The sequence below is a fragment of the Streptomyces sp. NPDC030809 genome (assembly GCF_055572195.1).
Genome location: NZ_JBVIDV010000005.1, coordinates 208,576 through 226,748, shown reverse-complemented (window position 1 = coordinate 226,748; position 18,173 = coordinate 208,576). Strand labels below are relative to the sequence as shown.

The following is an 18,173-nucleotide window of genomic DNA, read 5'->3' as shown; positions in this document are numbered from 1 at the left end:
ACGACGCGTCCCTCCGCCTCCGGCACCCGCGGCCGGTGCCCGGACGGGGCGGATCGCCGCCGTGCGGCCACCGCCCGTCGAAGGAGCAGTGCAGACATGAACACCGTGAACGGAACCGAACCGCGGCCACCCGGCGGGGGCGGCCCTACCGACCTGGGCCGCCGCGTCTCGGCCCGCCGGGCCGAACTCGGCCTGAGCCGCGAGGAGCTGGGGGAGCGGTGCGGCGCCGACGAGCACTACATCGCCTACGTCGAGGAGCACGCCGCGGCCCCGGCCGCCGGCACCGTCCTGCGCCTGGCCAATGCGCTGGGCGTGACCGTCCAGGACCTGACCGGGACCAGCGCGGAGCGGGCCCCGGCCGGGTCGGGCGCCGCGCGCGATGCCGAGCTGATCGCCCTCCCCGAAAGCGAGTGCCGACGGCTGCTGGGCGTCCGCGGAGTCGGGCGCGTGGGCGTGTTCACGCCCGAGGGCCCCGCCGTCCTCCCCGTGAACTACCTGGTCTCGGACGGCGACATCGCCTTCTGCACCGCGGGCGGCACCGTGCTGGCGCGCGCCGCGGGAACCGAGGCCGCCTTCGAGGTGGACCGCATCGACGACGTGGCCTCCCGGGGGTGGAGCGTACTGGCGGTGGGGGAGCTCGAAGGGGTGACCGACGCCGGCGAACTCGAACACCTCGCCGCCGCGGCCCACTCCTCGCCCTGGGCGGGCGGCGAGCGCACGCACTGGATGAAACTCGCCCCGATCCGCCTCACCGGCCGCCGGGTGGAGCGCCGGTGACCCGGCTCGGAAGGCGCCCGCTGAGGGCGGGGGTGCCGTTCGGCCGGCCGGTCAGCCGCGCAACCGGACCGCGGTGACCTTGTACTCCGGGCACGAGGTGACCGGATCGGCGTGCCCCGAGGTCAGCCGGTTCACCCCGCTGGCCGGGAAGTGGAACGCGCAGAACACCTGGCCCGGGGCGGTCTCGGCGGTCACGCGGACGGTCAGCCGGGCGCTGCCGTGGCGGCTTTCGACCGTGACCGGGGCGCCGTCGCGAATGCCGTGCCGGGCTGCGTCGTCGGGGTGCACGTCCAGGCGGTCGACCGGATCGAGGGCGAGGTTGCCACTGTGCCGGGTCATGTTCCCGGAGTTGTAGTGCGTCCAGCGCCTGCCGGTGACCAGGACCAGCGGGTACGCGTCGTCCGGCGCCTCCCCGGGCGGCAGGTACGGTACGGCCGCCAGGTGCGCGAGCCCGTCCCCGGTGGCGAAGCGCTCCCGGTACAGCTTCGGTGTGCCGGACCCGCCGGTGTCCGGGCAGGGCCAGGGCACGGCCCCCTCGCGGTCGATGCGTTCGTGCGACAGCCCGGCGAAGAGCGGCGCCGTACGGGCGCACTCGGCCAGCGCGAGCGCCGGCGTGGGGCAGCCCAGGTCACCGCCCATGGCTGCGGCCACCGCGTGCAGGGCCGCGAAGTCGGTACGGGCCTGCCCCGGCGGACGGACGGCGGGCCGGACCCGCTGGAAGCGGCGGTCGAAGTTCACGAAGGTGCCGTCCTTCTCCAGCCAGGAGGCGGCGGGCAGGACCACATCGGCGTGCTGCGCCGTCCCGGAGCGGAACAGCTCGCTGCACACGACGAACGGGCAGGCCTCCAGGGCCTGTTCGACGCTCCCGGTGTCCGGGTCCGTGGCGCACACGTCCTCCCCGAGGATCCACAGGGCTCGCAGCGTGCCCGCGCGGGCCGCCGCGAACACGTCCGGGATCCGCAGGCCCGGGCGCGACGGGACGGAAGCACCCCAGACCGCCTCCGCCCGAGCCCGGGCGGCCGGATCGGCCACCCTGCCGTAGCCGGGCAGGACGTCGGGGAGGGCGCCCATGTCGGAGGCGCCCTGGACGTTGTTCTGGCCGCGCAGCGGATTCACGCCGTAGCCGCGGTCCGTGCCCACCGCGCCGCGCAGGATGGCCAGGTTGGCCAGGGTGCGGACCCCGTCGGTGCCGTGCAGCTGCTCGGTGACGCCCAGGCCGTACACGATGGCGGGGCGCTCGGCCCGCCCGTACAGCCGCGCGGCGGCCACCAGGTCCGCCGCGGGGACCCCGGTCACGCCGGCCACGTGCTCGGGAGTGTAGGCGGCGACCACCTCGGCGAGTCCGGCCAGTCCGCTCGTCCGTTCCCGCAGGAACCGGTGGTCCACGAGGTCCTCGGCCAGGAGGACGTGCGCCAGGCCGTGGAAGAGCGCGACGTTCGTCCCCGGCCGCGGCCGCAGGTGCACGTCCGCATGCCCGGCCAGGCCCACCCGCCGCGGGTCGGCGACCACCAGCCGGGCCCCGCGCAGGACCCGCTGGAGCAGCCGGGCGCCGACCACGGGGTGCGCCTCCACCGGATTCGCGCCGACGACCAGGAGGCAGTCGGCGCGCGCCACGTCGTCGAAGGAGTCGGTGCCGCCCGACAGCCCGAACGAGGCGACCAGGCCGGCGGCCGAGGGTGCGTGGCACAGGCGGGAGCAGTTGTCGATGTTGTTCGTGCCGATCAGGATCCGCATGAACTTCTGGAAGAGGTAGTTCTCCTCGTTGGTCGCCCGGGCGGAGGAGATGGCGGCGACCGAATCCGGGCCGCCGGTCGCGACGGCTTCCGCCAGCCGCCCGGCGATGTGCGCGACGGCAGTCTCCCAGCCGACCGGTTCCAGTCGGCCGCCACGCCGGAGCAGGGGCGTGGTCAGCCGCTCGGGCGAGACGGCGAACCCGTGCGCGAAGCGGCCCTTCACGCATGCGTGGCCCCGGTTGACGGGCCCGTCCAGGGCCGGGAGCACGGCCGCGACCTTCCCGTCCCGTACGGCCACGTCGAGCGTGCATCCCACCCCGCAGAAGCCGCAGGTCGTGCGGACCACCGCGGGAGCGGCGCGATCGGCGGGGTCCGGCCGGAGCAGCCCGGCCGAGGTCAGGCCGCTGCCCGGCCCCGGCTCGGTGAGGGCCCCGGTCGGGCAGGCGTCGACGCAGCCCCCGCAGGACACGCAGTCCGACTCCGCCCACGGCCCGCCCGTCCCCGGCGCGACGGTGGTGTCCGCTCCTCTTCCGGTCAGGGTCAGGGCGAAGGTCCCCTGCACCTCGGAGCACATCCGTACGCACCGTCCGCAGGCGATGCACAGGTCCGGATCGAGCCGGACGTACGGGTGGGAGTCGTCCGCACCACGCCGACCAGGTCCCCGTGCCTCCTCCGGCTCGATCCCCAGGTCGCGGCAGACCCGCGCGAGCTCGGAGGCCACCGGGTCCCCGAGGGCGCGCGGCGGCAGGGCCGAGACGATCGTCCGTACGGCGTCCCGCCGGAGCCCGGCGAGGTCGTCGGCGGCGGTCTCGACCCGCACCCCCGCCGAGGCGGGGGTGACGCAGCCGGCGACCACCCGCCCGTCCGCCCGCACCAGGCAGGTCCGGCACGAGCCCGCCGGGCTCAGCCGCGGGTCGGAGCACAGCGCGGGCACGTCCACGCCTGCCGCGCGCACCGCTGCGAGTACGGAGGCCCCCGCGGCCACCTCGACGGCTCGCCCGTCCACCTCCACCACGATGCCGGTCATGACAGCCACCCTTCCGGGAACCGCGCCCCGTACGCCCGCGCAAGGCTGTGCACGACCGCAGGGAGCCGTCGCCCGAAGGCACACAGGCTCGCCTCCGCGAGCACGCGCGACAGCCGGGCCCACTCCTCCCCGGGCGGCCCCCCGGCCTCCGCCAGCTCCAGGCCGCGGCGCGAGCCGACCCGGCAGGGCGAGCAGGCCCCGCAGCTCTCGGCCGCCGCGAACTCCCAGACGTGCCGCAGTACGGCGGCCGGTTCGAGCGTGTCGTCGAAGGCGACGAGCCCGGCATGGCCGAGCGCGGCGCCCCGGGCGGCCAGTGCCGCATCGGTCAGCGGCACGTCGAGGCCGCCCGCGGGGAGGAACCCGCCCAGCGGGCCGCCGACCTGGAAGACCGCCGGCCGGACCCCGTCCTTGAGCCCCCCGCCGAGGCGGTTCACGATGTCCTCGACGGAGGTGCCGAGCTCGACCTCGTACACGCCCGGCCGGGCGAAGCGCTCGGAGAGGCTGACGAGTTTGGTGCCGGGCTCGCCGGGGACCCCGCGGCGGGCGTACGCGGCACCACCGCGGTGCACGATCCACGGCAGCGCGGCCAGGGTCTCGGCGTTGCCGACCACCGTCGGTGCGTCCCACAGCCCCCGCTGCGTCGGGTACGGGGGACGCGCCCGGGCGCACCCGCGGCCGCCCTCCAGGCTCGCGATGAGCGCGGTCTCCTCACCGGCCACGTACGAGCCGAAGCCCTCGACCACCGCGACGTCCAGCGTGCGGCCCGTGCCGTGCACGTCCGTCCCGAAGTGCCCGTCGGCGTAGGCGCGGTCGCAGGCGGCCCGCAGCTCCGCGAGCGCCGCCGGGTACTCGGAGCGCACCAGCACCCGGCCGCTCCGGGAGCCGGTGGCGAAGCACGCCAGGGCCAGTCCCTCCAGCAGCCGCTCGGGGTGACGTTCCATCAGCAGCCGGTCGGCGTAGGAGCCGGGGTCCCCCTCGTCGCCGTTGGCCACGACGACGGTGTGCGCGGAGGGCCGCACCGAAGCCCATTTCGCCGCCACCGGGAACCCGGCCCCGCCACGCCCCCGCAGGCCCGACTCCGCCACTTCGCGGTGCACGTCCTGCGGGGTGCCGCCGGTGACGACGGGCGGCCACACCGCCCAGGCGGGGGTGCCGGTGTCCAGCAGGACGGGGTCGCCGGTGGCGTCGTCCTCCGGGATCCCCGGTGCCGCCGCCGGGGTGCGCCCGCCCAACTGCCGGGCCAGGTCCGGGCCGGTGCACGGCCGGGTACCGTCCAGCGCGGCGGGTGCCGCGTAGCAGTGGCCCAGGCACCGCACGGACTGAAGGGACACGGCCCCGTCCGCCGAGACGGTGCCCGCGCCGACCCCCAGCTCACGTTCCACGGCGTCGAGCGGGCGCCCGCCGGTCGCCGCGAAGCAGGCCGCCGCCGTGCACACGCGCACGTGGCGGAGGCCGTGCGGGGCGGCCAGGTCCGCGTACGAGGTGGCGGGCCCGAGTGCCGCGGCGGCGGGCAGGCCCAGCCGGGCGGCGACGGGCGGCGCCCACTGCGCGGGGGCGGAAGAGGTCTGCCGGCGGGCCTCGGCCAGCGCTTCCAGCAGACGTCCGCCCGGTCGTCCGCGCCGGGCGGCCAGCGCGCGGAACGCCTCGAAGCGGTCTCCTTCAGCGGGGGACACGTCCTGCATGGCTTCCTCCCAGATCGGAGAGGGGACGCCGACGGCACGACCCCCTCGTGCCGCCGGCCGGGGCCGGAAGGGGGCGGCACGGGACCGTTCGGCCCTGGTGGCCCCGCGCCGGGGGTGCTTTCATGAAGGTGGCGGAAAGAGTCGGAACGAGGATGCGGAGAAGCGGCCGGAAGCCGTGCACCGCACGATCAGGACCCGCGAGAAGCGGGCGGACTCTTTCCGTCGGCACGTGTGCCGGCGTGCGCGTCCTGCGGGCCGGGCGGCTCTTCGAGGACGCTCCAGGCAACAGGGCCGAGCAGGTCCGAGACCCGCCGGAACACGTCCATCAGCATGTCGTCCACCGAGAGCATGCCCACCACGCGCGGGCCCTCGGTCACAGGCAGCCGGCGCACGCCCGACCGGCGGAACGCCCGGTACGCCTCGTGGATGTCGTCCTCGGCGCCGATCGTGACGACCGGCGCCGTCATGGCCGTGCGCACGGGCTCGCCGCCGTCGAGGCCCGCGGCCACGACCCGTACGGCGATGTCCCGGTCGGTGACGATGCCGAGCAGGGCCCCGTGTTCCGTCACCACCACCGAGCCCACCCCGTACACGTCCATGCGGCGGGCGACCTCGGCGACGGGCGTACCGGCCGCGACGGTCACCGCCGGTGCGGACATCACTGTGGAGACCTTCATCGTCGCGCTCCTTTCGAGGGCGGCCGTACGGCGGGAACACACCCGGCGGCTACGGCAGTGTGTCGTCGGCCTCGTAGGCCAGGTGCGCAGCCACGTGGACGACGCCGTCCACGGTGCGGCACAGCCGTTCGACCACCGGCACCAGGCTCCTGAAGGGCACCGCGCCGTGCAGGGTGACCCGGCCGTCGCGGACCTCGACGGTGACGGTGGCGGGATCCAGGCGGAGGGTCCGGTCGAGCACGTCTCCCGTGATCTCGCGCCGGATGGAGTCGTCGTCGCGCAGGAAGATCCGCAGCAGGTCGCTGCGGCTGACGATGCCCACCAGCAGGTCCGCGTCGTCCACGACCAGGAGCCGTTTGACGTGCTGGCTCTCCATGAGCCGGGCGGCCTCGGCCACGGTCCAGTCGGGCCGCGCGCAGACGGGCGGTGCCGACATGAGCTCTTCCGCCCGCGTGCCCTCCGCCTTGTCGCGTTCCACCGGCTCGGGGTTCGGCAGCGAACGGAACCAGTCGCCCTGGTCGGCCGGCTTGGGCAGCAGGTCGCCCTCCGAGATCACCCCCACGGGGCGGCCGGCGGCGTCGACCACGGGGACCGCGGTCACCTTGTGCTCGTCGAGCAGGCGGACGACCTCCTTGAACGAGGCGTCCGGCGCGGCGGTCACGACCTCACGGGTCATCAGCTCGCCCACTTCTCTGTGCCTCACTGCCTTCTCCTCTCGGTTCCGGACCGCGTGCGGTCGGGACGGTTCGGCATCCACCACGGGCCCGCCGTGATCCCGAACTCTTCGAGGAGCCGGGCCACTTCCTTGAAGGCGGTGCCCCGGTGCACGGTGACGGCGGCCGGAGTCATCAGGTCGGCCACGCTGCGGCACCGCATCTCGGGCCCCCGTCAGGCCGGTACTTCGTCGTGCAGGGTGACGTCCACGACCCCGGGAACCGCACGGGTGGCCCGTACGAGGACCTCGTGCAGCGCCGGGTCGGGGAGGGAGCCGGCGAGCCGGACGACACCGTCGTCCACGTGGATGCGGACCCATGCCGATCCGGCCGGGACGAGCCGCTCCATGAGCAGCTCGCGCACTTCCTCGGCGATGTCCTCGTCGGGCCGCAGGTAGATCTTCAGCAGGTCTCCGCGGCTGACGACCCCCACCAGGCGGCCTTCGCCGTCCACCACCGGCAGGCGCTTGAGGTGCCCCTTCGCCATCAGGCGGGCGGCGCCGGCGATGGTGGTGCCGGCGGGCACGGTGACGGGCGGTGCGGTCATCAGCTGTCCGGCCGTGACCGCGTGCGAGGCATCGGAGCCCTCTGCCTTGAGGAGCAGGTCGGCCTCCGAGACCACGCCGGCCACCCGCCCGTCCCCGGACACGACGGGCAGGGCGCTGACACCCCACCGCCGCATCGTCCCGACGATCTCCTTCACCGTGGCCTCGCGCCCGACGGAGACGACGGCGTGCGTCATGACGTCGTTCACGGTGTGCAGGTGCTTCATGGTTCCTCCAGCCGTCGGAGAGCCGGTGCCTTCCAGGGTGTGCGCCCGAGTCCGGTGGGGGTAGGGCCGACCAGGCCCCCGCGGGGGCTGTTCGGCCCCGGTCCCCGGCGGTGCCGCGGTCCGGCCCGCTCCCGGCTCGGGCCCAGTGGACCCAGCGGGGGCCCGACCGGCCCATGCCCCGGCCCGCGGTACGGGGGACCCTGGCAGCGGACGGCCCCTCGGCTGCCCCACGTCCGGCGACCTCGGAGCTGAGCCATGTACGGGAACGGTCACACCACGGGCGGCCGCGGCTGGTTCGCCGTCTCCTTCATGACGCCGGTCCTCGTGGCCCTGACCGCCACGCCGGCCGCCTTCCTGCTGCGCCCCCTCACACGGGCCTCCCTGCTGCGCTCCCTCACACGGGCCTCCCTGCTGCGCCCCCTCACACGGCAGGGCTCGCGGTCCGAGGCCCCTTCCGCCCCCGGCCCCGCGCCCCGGTCTGATTCCGGTGACCGGGCCGAGTCGGCCCTCGCGGAGCGTTGCGCCAGGGGCGACATCGACACCGAGGAGTACCTGCGGCGGCGCGCGGTGCTGCGCACCCGCACCGCCCCCCGCACGCCCCGGTGAAGCGGCCGTGGAGCCGTCCCGACCGGGCCCGAGTACGCGATCGAGGCTGCGCGATGAAACACCACCCCGTCCCGGAGACCACCGACCCGCCGGCTGCCGCCGCAGCAGGGCGCCGGGTGGAGGAGCTCGACACCGGCGAGGCACTGGAACTGCTGGGAAGCGTGGGGCTGGGCCGCATCGTCTTCAGCCGGCAGGCGCTTCCCGCCGTGCGCCCGGTCAACCACATCGTCGACGGCGGCGACATCATCGTCCGCATCCACGACGGTTCCACGCTGGCCGCACTCCTCGGCGCCGGGGGGAGCACGGGCGTGGTCGTCGCGTACGAGGCCGACACGATCGACCCCGGCGACCACCTCGGATGGAGCGCGGTCGCCACCGGCTACGCCACCGCCGTCACCGATCCCGACGAGCTCGAACGCTATGCCCGCCGACTGCGGCCATGGGCAGAGGGAACGGCATCGGGCGCCATCCGGATCAGGCCCGACCTGGTGACGGGTTTCCGCCTCTGCGCCACCCCGTAGCAGCCGCACCGGCGACGTCCCTGTTGCCGCGCCCTCCCGTGCCGCACGATGGTGCGGTACCCGCCCGCAGGAAGTCGCCGGAGGTGGCATGCCGAAGCACGGCCGGCTCGACGCGATCGCCCCCTCCTTGCGCGGCTACCGGCGCAGCTGGCTGCGCGGGGACGCACTGGCCGGGATCACGGTCGCCGCGTACCTGGTGCCGCAGGTCATGGCGTACGCGGGTGTCGCGGGGCTGCCTCCCGTCGCGGGCCTGTGGGCCGCGCTGCCGGCCATGGTGCTCTACGCGGTCGGCGGGTCGTCCCGGCTGCTGTCCGTCGGACCGGAATCGACCACGGCCCTGATGACCGCGGCAGCCGTCGGACCCCTGGCGGCCGGCGCACCGGAACGGTACGCGGTGCTCGTCTCGGCCCTCGCTGTCGTGGTCGGCCTGCTGTGCCTGCTGGCGTGGGCCGTACGACTGGGCTTCCTCGCCGATCTCCTGTCCCGGCCGGTACTCGTCGGCTACCTGGCCGGGATCGCGCTGATCATGATCGTGGACCAGCTGCCCCGCCTGACCGGCATCCGCCGCAGCGGCTCGGGCTTCTTCCCCCAACTGCTCTCCTTCCTCCGCCACCTCGGCGGATGGCACTGGCCCACCGCCGCACTGGCCGCGGGCTGCCTCGTCCTGCTGTTCACCCTGCCGCTCCTGTGGCGCCCGCTGCCCGGACCCCTCGTCGTCCTGGTCCTCGGCACGGCGGCGGTGGCGGCCTTCGCCCTCGACGAGCGGCACGGCATCGCCGTGACCGGCGAGGTCCCCGCCGGGCTGCCGGATCTCGCCCTGCCGGCGCCGGCCGACCTCGCCGGCCTGGTCCTGCCTGCCGTCGGCGTCCTGCTGGTCGGCTACTCGGACGTGGTCCTGACCGCGCGGGCCTTCACCCGCCGGGACGACCCCCGGCCCCTGGACGCCAACCGCGAGCTGCTGGCCCTGGGCACGGCCAACCTCGGCGCGGGCGTCCTGCACGGATTTCCCGTCAGCAGCAGCGCCAGCCGCACCGCCCTCGCGGACTCCGCGGGCGCCCGCACCCAGGCCTACTCCCTCGTCGGCGCCGTGTGCGTGGCCGCCGTACTGCTCTTCCTCGGCCCGCTGCTGGCGCACACCCCGTCGGCCGCCCTCGGCGCCATCGTGGTCTACGCCGCGGTGCGGCTGGTCGAGCTGGGGGAGTTCCGCCGGCTCGCCGCCTTCCGCCGCCGCGAACTCCTCCTCGCCGTCGGCTGCACCCTCGGCGTCCTGGCCCTGGGAATCCTGTACGGCGTACTCGTCGCCATCGCCCTGTCGGTCGCCGAACTGCTGGCCAGGGTCGCCCGCCCGCACGATGCCGTGCTCGGCATCGTGCCGGGGCTGGCCGGCATGCACGACATCGACGACTACCCGACCGCCCGCACCATCCCCGGCCTGCTCGTCTACCGCTACGACTCCCCGCTGTTCTTCGCCAACGCCGAGGACTTCCACCGCAGGGCCCTGGCCGCCGTCGGCGCACAGGACGTGCCGGTCCGCTGGTTCGTCCTCAACACCGAGGCCAACGTGGAGGTCGACATCACCGCCCTCGACACCGTCGAGGCGCTGCGGGCCGAACTGTCCGAGCGCGGCATCGTGTTCGCCTTCGCCCGGGTCAAACACGAGCTGCGCGAACACCTCGACGCCTACGGCCTCACGGCGGCGGTCGGCCAGGACCGCATCTACCCCACCCTCCCCACGGCCATCGCCGCCTACCGGGCCTGGCAGCACGCCGCGGACGGCTCCGGCCGCGGCCGCTGACCTCGGGCGGGGGAGCCTCCAGCGCCAGGCGCCGCGGGCTCGCGCGCCCGGACCCCGGGTCCACGTGCGCGGGGTGGAGGCGGCCCCGGGCCGGCCCGGGTGACCGCCCTGACCTCGGCTTCCCGCGGGGACCCCGGCCCGGCTCGCGACCCCCGGAGCCTGCGGCCGACAGCACATGGCCGCCCGCGGCGGGCGCACGCCGCCGCGCCGCACCTCCGCAGGGAGCATGTGAGGGCCGGACATCCACGCGGACGGCCGACCGGGGAACGACCTGACCAGCCGCACCGGGGACCCGCACCGAGCCCCTTCCGACCAGGGGCCTCGCTTGGATCGCGCCGGTGGCGCGTCGCCGGTGCCGTGCCCGGGCACCGGACCGAGCTGCCGGGCCGGGCCGGCTGCCGGAGAATGGGAGGCACCGGGTCCGCCCCGTGGCCTGCGGTTCCCGCTGCGGAGGGCTTCCGGCCCGTGGGAGAAGAGCCGGTCACGTCGTCCGGACCCGGGAGGGGGCACGTGACAGGAGTCGACCATGAACACCACACGCACCGCAGCCCGCCGCGCCGCACGGACCGGAGCCGCCACCGCCGCGGCCCTCACCCTGGCCGTGACCGGCGGGATCACCGCCGCCCACGCCGCAGGCACGCCCACCCTCACGGCCGTGGCGGTCCGCGCCCCGGCCCCGACCGGCGACCACAACCAGGCCGACGTGACCTTCGCCCAGGAGATGATCCCCCACCACCGCCAGGCCATCGCCATGTCCCGGATGGCCCGCACCCACCACGCGTCCCCCGCGGTCCAAGCACTCGCCCTGAGGATCGAGAAGGCCCAGAAGCCCGAAATCGACACGATGGCCAGCTGGCTGAAGGCGTGGGACGAGGAGGTCCCCGCAGGCACGGGCGGCATGGACGACATGGACGGCATGGGACGCGACGACGAAGACGACGACGCCGGGTCCGAGCACGGCATGATGGACGACCAGCAGATGACGAGGCTGAACGGCAGCAACGGCCGCGCCTTCGACACCATGTTCCTGACCATGATGATCGAACACCACGAAGGCGCCGTCGACATGGCCAGGGCCGAACAGCGGCAAGGCTCCTACGCCCCGGCCAAGGACCTCGCAGCCGACATCGTCAAGACCCAGACCGCCGAGATCGCCGAGATGCGCGCCCTGCTCACGTCCCGCTGAGGGCAGCCGGTGCCACGGCCCGCGCCGAAGCCGGCCCCGAGCGCGGCCTGCTGCCGGTTCCCCGGCGCCCGGACCCCGGTCCCGCTCGCAGCGGCCCACGGCCGTCCGGCGGCCGCGCGGCCCGCCCGAACACGCTCAGCCGAAGACGGTGCGCATGGCCCGCAGCGCCGTCATCGGATCGGAGAGCGCGTGGTAGACCGGCGGGATCTCCCGGTCCACGCCGAGCAGCCCGTACACCGCGTGCATCGCACCCCGGACCGAGTACTCGACGGTGAAGACCACGTCTTCGGGGATCTCGGTGAACTGGCCGAGGAAGGCGAAGTTCGCGGATCCGGACGGGATGACCAGCGGCCGGTCGTGGACGTCCCGCCGCTCGAACTGGCTGGTGACGTACGGCATCATCACCGTGGTCACCGTCGTGGTGGCGCGCACCTCCTCGGCGATCCCGCCCATGCCCAGGTGCCCGAGCAGCTCCGTGAGCACCTCCCGGCCCGTGCACTGGGACATCTTCTTCCCGGTCAGTTCGCCCGGCTCGTCCACGAACAGCCCGTACCCCCACAGGGTGTAGACGCCCTCGGGCTGTCCGTCGAAGTGCGGCTGGTGGGGGACGGCCACCGACATCAGCCAGCGGGAGTCCTTGAACGTCATCAGCGCCCCGGTTCCGGGGGCGTTGCCGCTGAACTCCTCGATCCGGCGGAGCAGCGCCGGGCTGCGCATCGTCAGGGTGAACGACTCCCACTTCGCCTCGTCCACATTGCCGTTGAAGGCACCGGGACGGCCGAAGTCGGAAGCCTTGCGGGCCAGGGTCTCCCACAGGTTCCAGGCGCCGTCCCGCTTGTCGCGGACCAGTTCCGGCACGGTGTCGTCACCTCCCTGCCGGGAGTCCGCCGTCATCGAGCCGAGGGTGATGAACGCGTAGTCGCCGGGGCCGAGTTCGTACGACCCCGCAGCGCCCGCCCGCACGAAGTGGAGCCGCTCGGCCAGCCGCTCGCCGGCCGCGCCGAGGGTGAAGTCCACGTCGGTGACCCGGATCCCGTGCTCGATGCGGACCCCCTGCCCCTCCAGCCAGGCCAGCACCGGCCGGACGATCGAGTCGTACTGGTTCAGCCGGGTGCGCCGCACCCCGGCGAGGGTGTGGATCCGGGGGAACTCCTGGAGGAAGCGCAGGAAGTAGCGCTTGAGTTCGATGGCGCTGTGCCAGTTCTGGAAGGCGAAGGTGGTGCGCCACATCGCCCAGAAGTTGGTGGAGAAGAAGTGCGGGGAGAAGAAGTCCTCGATGCGGCGCGCCCCTATGACGGACTCGGGCAGTGCGAGCAGCCGGGCCATCTCGACCCGGTCGCCGCTGGTGAAGCCCAGCCGGGAGGCGTCGAGGATGCGGCCGGCGCCGTCGATCAGCCGGGCGCGGGCGTGGGTGGGCCACCGGGCGTTGAACTCCTCCGTCTCCTGCAGGACGCTCACCTCCGCGTCGCCGAGGGTGGGGATGCCCGTCAGCAGGTCCCACAGGCAGACGTAGGCCTCGTCCTCCAGCATCCGGCCGCCGCGGGACACGTATCCGCCCTCCGGATCGCCGCGCCCGTCGAGGGCACCTCCGGCCTGGGGCAGTTCCTCCAGGATGCGGATGCAGGGACCGGGCATCCCGGCGTCCCGTACGAGGAAGACCGCCGCGGCCAGGGCGGCGATCCCGCCGCCGACCAGCCAGGCGCGGGACTGCTGCGCGTCGTTCGTCATCACGGTGCCCTCCGACGGGCGGGGCCGGTCCCCGCTGCTGCACTCATCCAACTCCCTTTGCGGCGTGGGCAGCAGAGGCCGACGGCCCCGGCCGGGGACCGTCCGTCCCTGTGCGCGGCCCGGGCGCGGCGGCCTCAGGCGCCGCCGTCCGGCGACGGCTCCAGCGCGGCCCGGCCCGCTTCCAACCGGGCCACCGGCACCCGGTACGGCGAGCAGGAGACGTAGTCCAGTCCGGCCGCATGGAAGAAGTGCACGGAGGCCGGATCCCCGCCGTGCTCCCCGCAGACTCCGACCGGCAGGCCCGGCCGGCGGGCGCGGCCTTCCGCGACGGCGGTCTCGACGAGCCGGCCCACTCCCTCGCGGTCGATCGTCTCGAAGGGCGACCTCGGGAACACCCCCCGGTCGAGGTAGACCGGGAAGAACGCCGCTTCCGCATCGTCGCGCGAGAAGCCCCACGTCGTCTGCGTGAGGTCGTTCGTGCCGAGGGAGAAGAACCGCGCTTCGCCGGCGATCCGGCCCGCGGTGAGCGCGGCCCGCGGCAGTTCGATCATCGCGCCCACCGGGATGTCGAGCGGCACCCCGCTCGCCTTCGCGACATCGGCGAGCACCGCCTCGACGTCCTCCCGCACCAGCCGCAGCTCCTCGGCGGCGCCGACCAGCGGCACCAGGATCTCGGCGCGCGGCCGCCCGCCGGCCCGCTCGCGGGCGACGACGGCCTCCGCCAGGGCCCGCACCTGCACGGCCACGAGTCCGGGGACGACCAGCCCCAGCCGCACGCCGCGCAGCCCGAGCATCGGGTTCTCCTCGTGCATCCGCGTCACGGCCGCCAGCAACGCGCGGTCGCGTGCGGCCGGTGTCCGGCCCGCGGCCTCCTCCCGGGCGATGCGGACGGCGAGCGCGGTCCGGTCGGGGAGGAACTCGTGCAGGGGCGGGTCCAGCAGGCGGACGGTCACCGGCAGCCCGTCCATCGCCTCCAGGATGCCGGTGAAGTCCGCCCGCTGCAGGGGCAGCAGGGCCTCCAGGGCAGCGGTGCGCGCGGCGTCGCTCTCCGCCAGGACCACGGCCTCGACCAGTGGCTGCCGGTCGCCGAGGAACATGTGCTCGGTCCGGCACAGTCCGATGCCCCGGGCGCCGAACCGGCGGGCCCGGGCGGCGTCCTGCGGGGTGTCGGCGTTGGCCCGCACCTCCAGCCGACGCGCCGCGTCCGCCAGCGCCATCAGCCGGTGCACGTCGTGCACCACCTGGGGGGCGTCGGCCGCCGGCGCCCGGCCGCCGTTCTCGAAGTAGCGGGCGACGTCCGACTCCGTCATGGGCACGGCACCGAGCCGGACCGTGCCCGTGGTCCCGTCCACGGAGACGACCGTGCCCTCGGCGACCCGCACCCCGGCGGCGGTGGTGAAGCTCCGGTCCGCGGGGTCGACCGTGATGCCCTCGGCGCCGCACACGCAGACCCGGCCCATGCCGCGTGCCACGACCGCCGCATGGCTGGTCTTCCCACCCCGCGCGGTCAGCACCGCCGCGGCGGCGATCATGCCCGGGAGGTCGTCGGCGGCCGTCTCCCGGCGGACGAGCACCACCCGCTCTCCGGCACCGGCCCTGCGGACCGCCTCCACCGAGTCGAAGACCACGGCCCCGACGGCCGCGCCGGGGGAGGCGGGCACCCCGCGCACGAGCACCTCGCCCACGTCCGGGGCCGAGGTGTCGAAGCACGGGAACATCAACTGGGCCAAGGCCTCCCCGTCGACCCGTGCCAGTGCCTCCCGGGGCGAGATGAGGCCCTCGTCGGCCAGCTGGGCGGCGATGCCGAACGCGGCCTGCGCGGTGCGCTTGCCGATCCGGGTCTGCAGCATCCACAGCTTCCCGTGCTCGATGGTGAACTCGATGTCGCACATGTCCCGGTAGCGGGCTTCCAGCCGGTCCATGCAGCTGCGCAGCTCCCGGTAGGGGGCGGGGTGCAGCGCGGCCAGGCGCTGGAGGGGCACGGTGTTGCGGACGCCCGCCACGACGTCCTCGCCCTGGGCGTTCGGGAGGTAGTCCCCGTAGGCTCCCCGCCGCCCGGTGGCCGGGTCGCGGGTGAAGGCGACACCGCTGCCGGAGTCGGCGCCGAAGTTGCCGAACACCATGGCCTGGATGGTGACGGCGGTCCCCGTCCCGTCGGGGATGTGCTCGCGGCGGCGGTACACCCGGGCCCGCTCTCCGTTCCAGGACGAGAAGACGGCGAGGACCGCGCGCCGCAGCTGCTCGGCCGGGTCCTGGGGGAACTCCTCCCCGGTCTCGTCCCTGACGAGGTCCTTGAAGGACTCGACCAGCCTCATCAGGTCGGGGACGTCCAGCCGGCTGTCGTCGGCCACCGCGTGCTGCCGCTCCACCCCGTCGATCAGGGCCTCGAAGAGCGCGCCGTCCACCCCCATCACCGTGGTGCCGTACATCTGGACGAGGCGCCGGTACGAGTCCCAGGCGAACCGCTCCCGGCCCGGCCGCCTGCCCAGTCCGAGGACCGAGAAGTCGTTCAGGCCGATGTCCAGGATCGTGTCCATCATGCCGGGCATCGAGAAGCGCCCCCCGGACCGCACGGAGAGCAGCAGCGGGTCGGTGACATCGCCGAGCCGCCTGCCCGTGGCCCGTTCCAGGGCCGCGAGGTGCGCTCCGATCTGGCCGTCGAGCTCCTCCGGCGGTGCGCCGGTCGCGAGGAAGGCCCGGCAGGCCTCGGTGGTGACCGTGAAGCCCGGCGGCACCGGCAGGCCCAGGCGCACCATCTCGGCCAGACCGGCGCCCTTGCCGCCGAGCAGCCCGGCCATCTCCAGGCTGCCCTCGCTGAACTCGTACACATAGGTCGTCATCGGCCTGCCCGTCTGCTGGGGGATGCGGGTCCTCACCGCCAGCGTGGGCGGCGGGGTGCCCACCGCGACAGGGACCACTGGTCCCCCCGCCGGGCCCGACCGGGCCCCTCGGCGCCCCCAGGGCCCGGCCGGGACCATCGGGCCCGGCCTGGGCCGGACGGGCCCTCACCCGCCCGGGGCCGCACTGTCAGCGTGGAGCCGTCCCCGACCGGTGCCAGATGAGGAGGAAGCATGGAAGGCAACGGGAGCAGCCCGGAACCCGGCTCGCTCGTGGTCGGCGTCGACGATTCCGCGGCGGCCCGGAGGGCGGTGCGCTGGGCCTCGGACGAGGCCGCGCGCCGCCGGCGCCCGCTGCACCTGGTGTACGGGTCCGATGCCGACGGCAGGATCCTGGACCTCTCGGCCGAGGAGGCCCGGCGCCTGCACCAGGCGGGCCGCGACCTCCTGGAACGCGCCGCGGACACGGCGCGGTACCGCCACCCGGCACTGTCGGTCTCGACCGAGTGGGGCACCGCCGGCCCGGCGACGTGCCTGCGCCGGGCCGCAGCCGACCGGGACACCATCGTCGTCGGCCACCGCGGCCCGGGCGGCTCGGGCTCGGGCTCCGGCTCCGTGACGGCCGGCCCGGTCGTGCTGCGGATCGCCGCCGAGGCCCGTACGCCCGTCATCGTCGTCCGGGGGAGCGTGGACGAGCCGGTCAAGGACGTGGTGCTCGCCGCGGTGTGCGACGAGCACGACCTCGACTGCGTCCGCCACGCCGCGCGGGCGGCCGGGCTCCGCAAGGCCACCCTGCGGCTCCTGCACGTCCGCACCCCGCTGCAGGCGGTCACCTCGGGGGCGAGGGCACTCGGCGAGGTCCGGCCCACGGCCCTGGCGGCCGTGGTGCAGCGGATCAGGGACGAGTACCCGTCCCTGACCGTACGCGCGGACACGGACCACGGCGCCTCCGTCGCGGGCGTCCTGGAAGAGGCGTCCCGCCACGCGGACCTGCTGGTCATGGGCGGTCGCCGGCCGGCCGGGCGCGCTCTGGGGCACGCGGTCCACAGTCTGCTCCACCGGGCGCACTGCCCCGTCGAACTCGTCCCGCGGCACGGCGGCGCACCCGGGAACGAGGCGTCATGACCACCGTCGAGGACGGCGCAGTGGTCGTCACCGTCGAACCGGCGCGCAACTGGCTCCGGGCCCTCGCCGAAGGGGCCGCCGAGGCCCGTCGGCGAGGACTGGGCCTCCGCGTGGTGACCGCGGCCCCGGCCCGGCCCCGGACACGCCCCCCGGGCCCCTGCCGCAAGTGATCCTCCGCAGTGATCCCCCGAAGTGATCCGCCACGGCACGCACACGGCGTGCCCCCGAAGGAAGGTTCCCCGTCATGGCACTCAACCAGCACCGCCACCCGGGAGTGCGCTTCGTCGGCCGGAGCAGGTCCGCCTCCGACCGCGCCGTCGGCCACCGCACCGGGAGCACCCCCGAAGAACTCGCGCTGCCGCTGCCCGTCGCGCGCGTCGCGGCCGCCACACGCCTGCTGACCGCGGGCGTCTTCCTCTGGGCGTTCGGCGACAAGACTTCGGCTGGGGGTACGCGACCCCGGCGGGCAGAGGATGGATCGACGGAGGCTCGCCCACCCGCGGCTTCCTCGGCCACGTCTCCGCAGGACCCATGGAGGGGACGTTCCACTCCTGGGCCGGTGCCGCCTGGGCGGACTGGACGTTCATGCTGGGCCTCCTCGGCATCGGGCTCGCCCTGCTGAGCGGTGTCGCCCTGCGGGTCGCGGCAGGAGCCGGCACCGTGATGATGGCGCTGATGTGGGCCGCCGAATGGCCTCCCGCGCGGCACCTGTCCGACGGCAGCCCCAGCATGTCGACGAACCCGCTGGTGGACTACCACGTCGTGTATGCGGCGGTCCTCGTCGCCCTCGCCGTGATCGGAGCGGGCCGCACCTGGGGCCTGGGAGCCGCCTGGCGCGACCTTCCCGTCGTACGGCGCAACCCCTGGCTCCTGTGACCCGGCCCGGGGGGGGGGGGGGCCCCCCCCCCCCCCCCCGACAGGGGAAAGGTCCACAACAGACGTTTTCGGTACAAGTACCCATCAAGCCCCCTGTGAGGTCGCGCTTCCCGGCAAT

Annotated in this window: 15 protein-coding genes and 1 pseudogene; 8 read left to right on the top strand and 8 right to left on the bottom strand. The window is 75.0% G+C overall.

Annotated features, from left to right (window positions below):
• Positions 1–96: 96 nt before the first annotated feature.
• On the top strand, positions 97–777 hold the full coding sequence (locus ACZ407_RS09400; RefSeq protein WP_468126899.1) for a helix-turn-helix domain-containing protein: 681 nt from the start codon (positions 97–99) through the stop codon (positions 775–777).
• Between the two features lie 51 nt (positions 778–828).
• Here the strand turns inward: ACZ407_RS09400 and fdhF are convergent, their stop codons facing one another.
• The 6 genes from fdhF to ACZ407_RS09370 form a co-directional block, all read right to left on the bottom strand.
• Positions 829–3,537 (bottom strand): formate dehydrogenase subunit alpha, encoded by a 2,709-nt coding sequence (gene fdhF, locus ACZ407_RS09395; RefSeq protein WP_468126897.1) that lies wholly within the window; start codon positions 3,535–3,537, stop codon positions 829–831.
• Positions 3,534–5,219 (bottom strand): NAD(P)H-dependent oxidoreductase subunit E, encoded by a 1,686-nt coding sequence (locus ACZ407_RS09390; RefSeq protein WP_468126895.1) that lies wholly within the window; start codon positions 5,217–5,219, stop codon positions 3,534–3,536. Before ACZ407_RS09390 ends, fdhF begins: the two co-directional genes overlap by 4 nt.
• A 188-nt stretch (positions 5,220–5,407) precedes the next feature.
• Positions 5,408–5,896 (bottom strand): CBS domain-containing protein, encoded by a 489-nt coding sequence (locus ACZ407_RS09385; protein ID WP_468126893.1) that lies wholly within the window; start codon positions 5,894–5,896, stop codon positions 5,408–5,410.
• A gap of 49 nt (positions 5,897–5,945) precedes the next feature.
• Entirely contained in the window at positions 5,946–6,599 is a 654-nt protein-coding gene (locus ACZ407_RS09380) for a CBS domain-containing protein (RefSeq protein ID WP_468126892.1), read from the bottom strand.
• On the bottom strand, positions 6,596–6,757 hold the full coding sequence (locus ACZ407_RS09375; RefSeq protein ID WP_468126891.1) for a hypothetical protein: 162 nt from the start codon (positions 6,755–6,757) through the stop codon (positions 6,596–6,598). Before ACZ407_RS09375 ends, ACZ407_RS09380 begins: the two co-directional genes overlap by 4 nt.
• Before the next feature lie 27 nt (positions 6,758–6,784).
• Complete coding sequence (locus ACZ407_RS09370; protein ID WP_468126890.1) at positions 6,785–7,381, bottom strand: CBS domain-containing protein; 597 nt, start codon at positions 7,379–7,381, stop codon at positions 6,785–6,787.
• A 255-nt stretch (positions 7,382–7,636) separates the two neighbouring features.
• On the opposite strand from ACZ407_RS09370, the gene ACZ407_RS09365 reads away from it, so the two are divergent.
• The 4 genes from ACZ407_RS09365 (at position 7,637) to ACZ407_RS09350 (ending at position 11,489) form a co-directional block, all read left to right on the top strand.
• Positions 7,637–7,987 carry an SHOCT domain-containing protein gene (locus ACZ407_RS09365; protein ID WP_468126889.1) on the top strand — a complete coding sequence of 117 codons (351 nt, stop codon included), beginning with the start codon at positions 7,637–7,639 and terminating at the stop codon, positions 7,985–7,987.
• Between the two features lie 53 nt (positions 7,988–8,040).
• Positions 8,041–8,508 carry a pyridoxamine 5'-phosphate oxidase family protein gene (locus ACZ407_RS09360; RefSeq protein ID WP_468126887.1) on the top strand — a complete coding sequence of 156 codons (468 nt, stop codon included), beginning with the start codon at positions 8,041–8,043 and terminating at the stop codon, positions 8,506–8,508.
• An 88-nt stretch (positions 8,509–8,596) separates the two neighbouring features.
• A complete protein-coding gene (locus ACZ407_RS09355; RefSeq protein ID WP_468126886.1) occupies positions 8,597–10,303 on the top strand; it encodes a SulP family inorganic anion transporter in 1,707 nt (568 codons plus the stop codon).
• Between the two features lie 526 nt (positions 10,304–10,829).
• On the top strand, positions 10,830–11,489 hold the full coding sequence (locus tag ACZ407_RS09350) for a DUF305 domain-containing protein (RefSeq protein WP_468126885.1): 660 nt from the start codon (positions 10,830–10,832) through the stop codon (positions 11,487–11,489).
• Positions 11,490–11,624: 135 nt separating this feature from the next.
• Here ACZ407_RS09350 and ACZ407_RS09345 read toward each other — a convergent pair whose 3' ends face one another.
• Together ACZ407_RS09345 and ppdK are read right to left on the bottom strand one after the other, a co-directional pair.
• Positions 11,625–13,217, bottom strand: a complete 1,593-nt coding sequence (locus tag ACZ407_RS09345; protein WP_468127113.1) for an oleate hydratase — start codon at positions 13,215–13,217, stop codon at positions 11,625–11,627.
• Positions 13,218–13,351: 134 nt separating this feature from the next.
• Positions 13,352–16,057 (bottom strand): pyruvate, phosphate dikinase, encoded by a 2,706-nt coding sequence (gene ppdK, locus ACZ407_RS09340; RefSeq protein ID WP_468126884.1) that lies wholly within the window; start codon positions 16,055–16,057, stop codon positions 13,352–13,354.
• Positions 16,058–16,288: 231 nt separating this feature from the next.
• On the opposite strand from ppdK, the gene ACZ407_RS09335 reads away from it, so the two are divergent.
• From ACZ407_RS09335 to ACZ407_RS09325, 3 genes and pseudogenes are all read left to right on the top strand, one after another.
• Entirely contained in the window at positions 16,289–17,179 is an 891-nt protein-coding gene (locus ACZ407_RS09335; RefSeq protein ID WP_468126883.1) for a universal stress protein, read from the top strand.
• Complete coding sequence (locus ACZ407_RS09330; protein WP_468126881.1) at positions 17,176–17,349, top strand: hypothetical protein; 174 nt, start codon at positions 17,176–17,178, stop codon at positions 17,347–17,349. Before ACZ407_RS09335 ends, ACZ407_RS09330 begins: the two co-directional genes overlap by 4 nt.
• A gap of 74 nt (positions 17,350–17,423) precedes the next feature.
• A pseudogene (locus tag ACZ407_RS09325) lies at positions 17,424–18,055 on the top strand (hypothetical protein).
• The last annotated feature ends 118 nt before the right edge of the window (positions 18,056–18,173 follow it).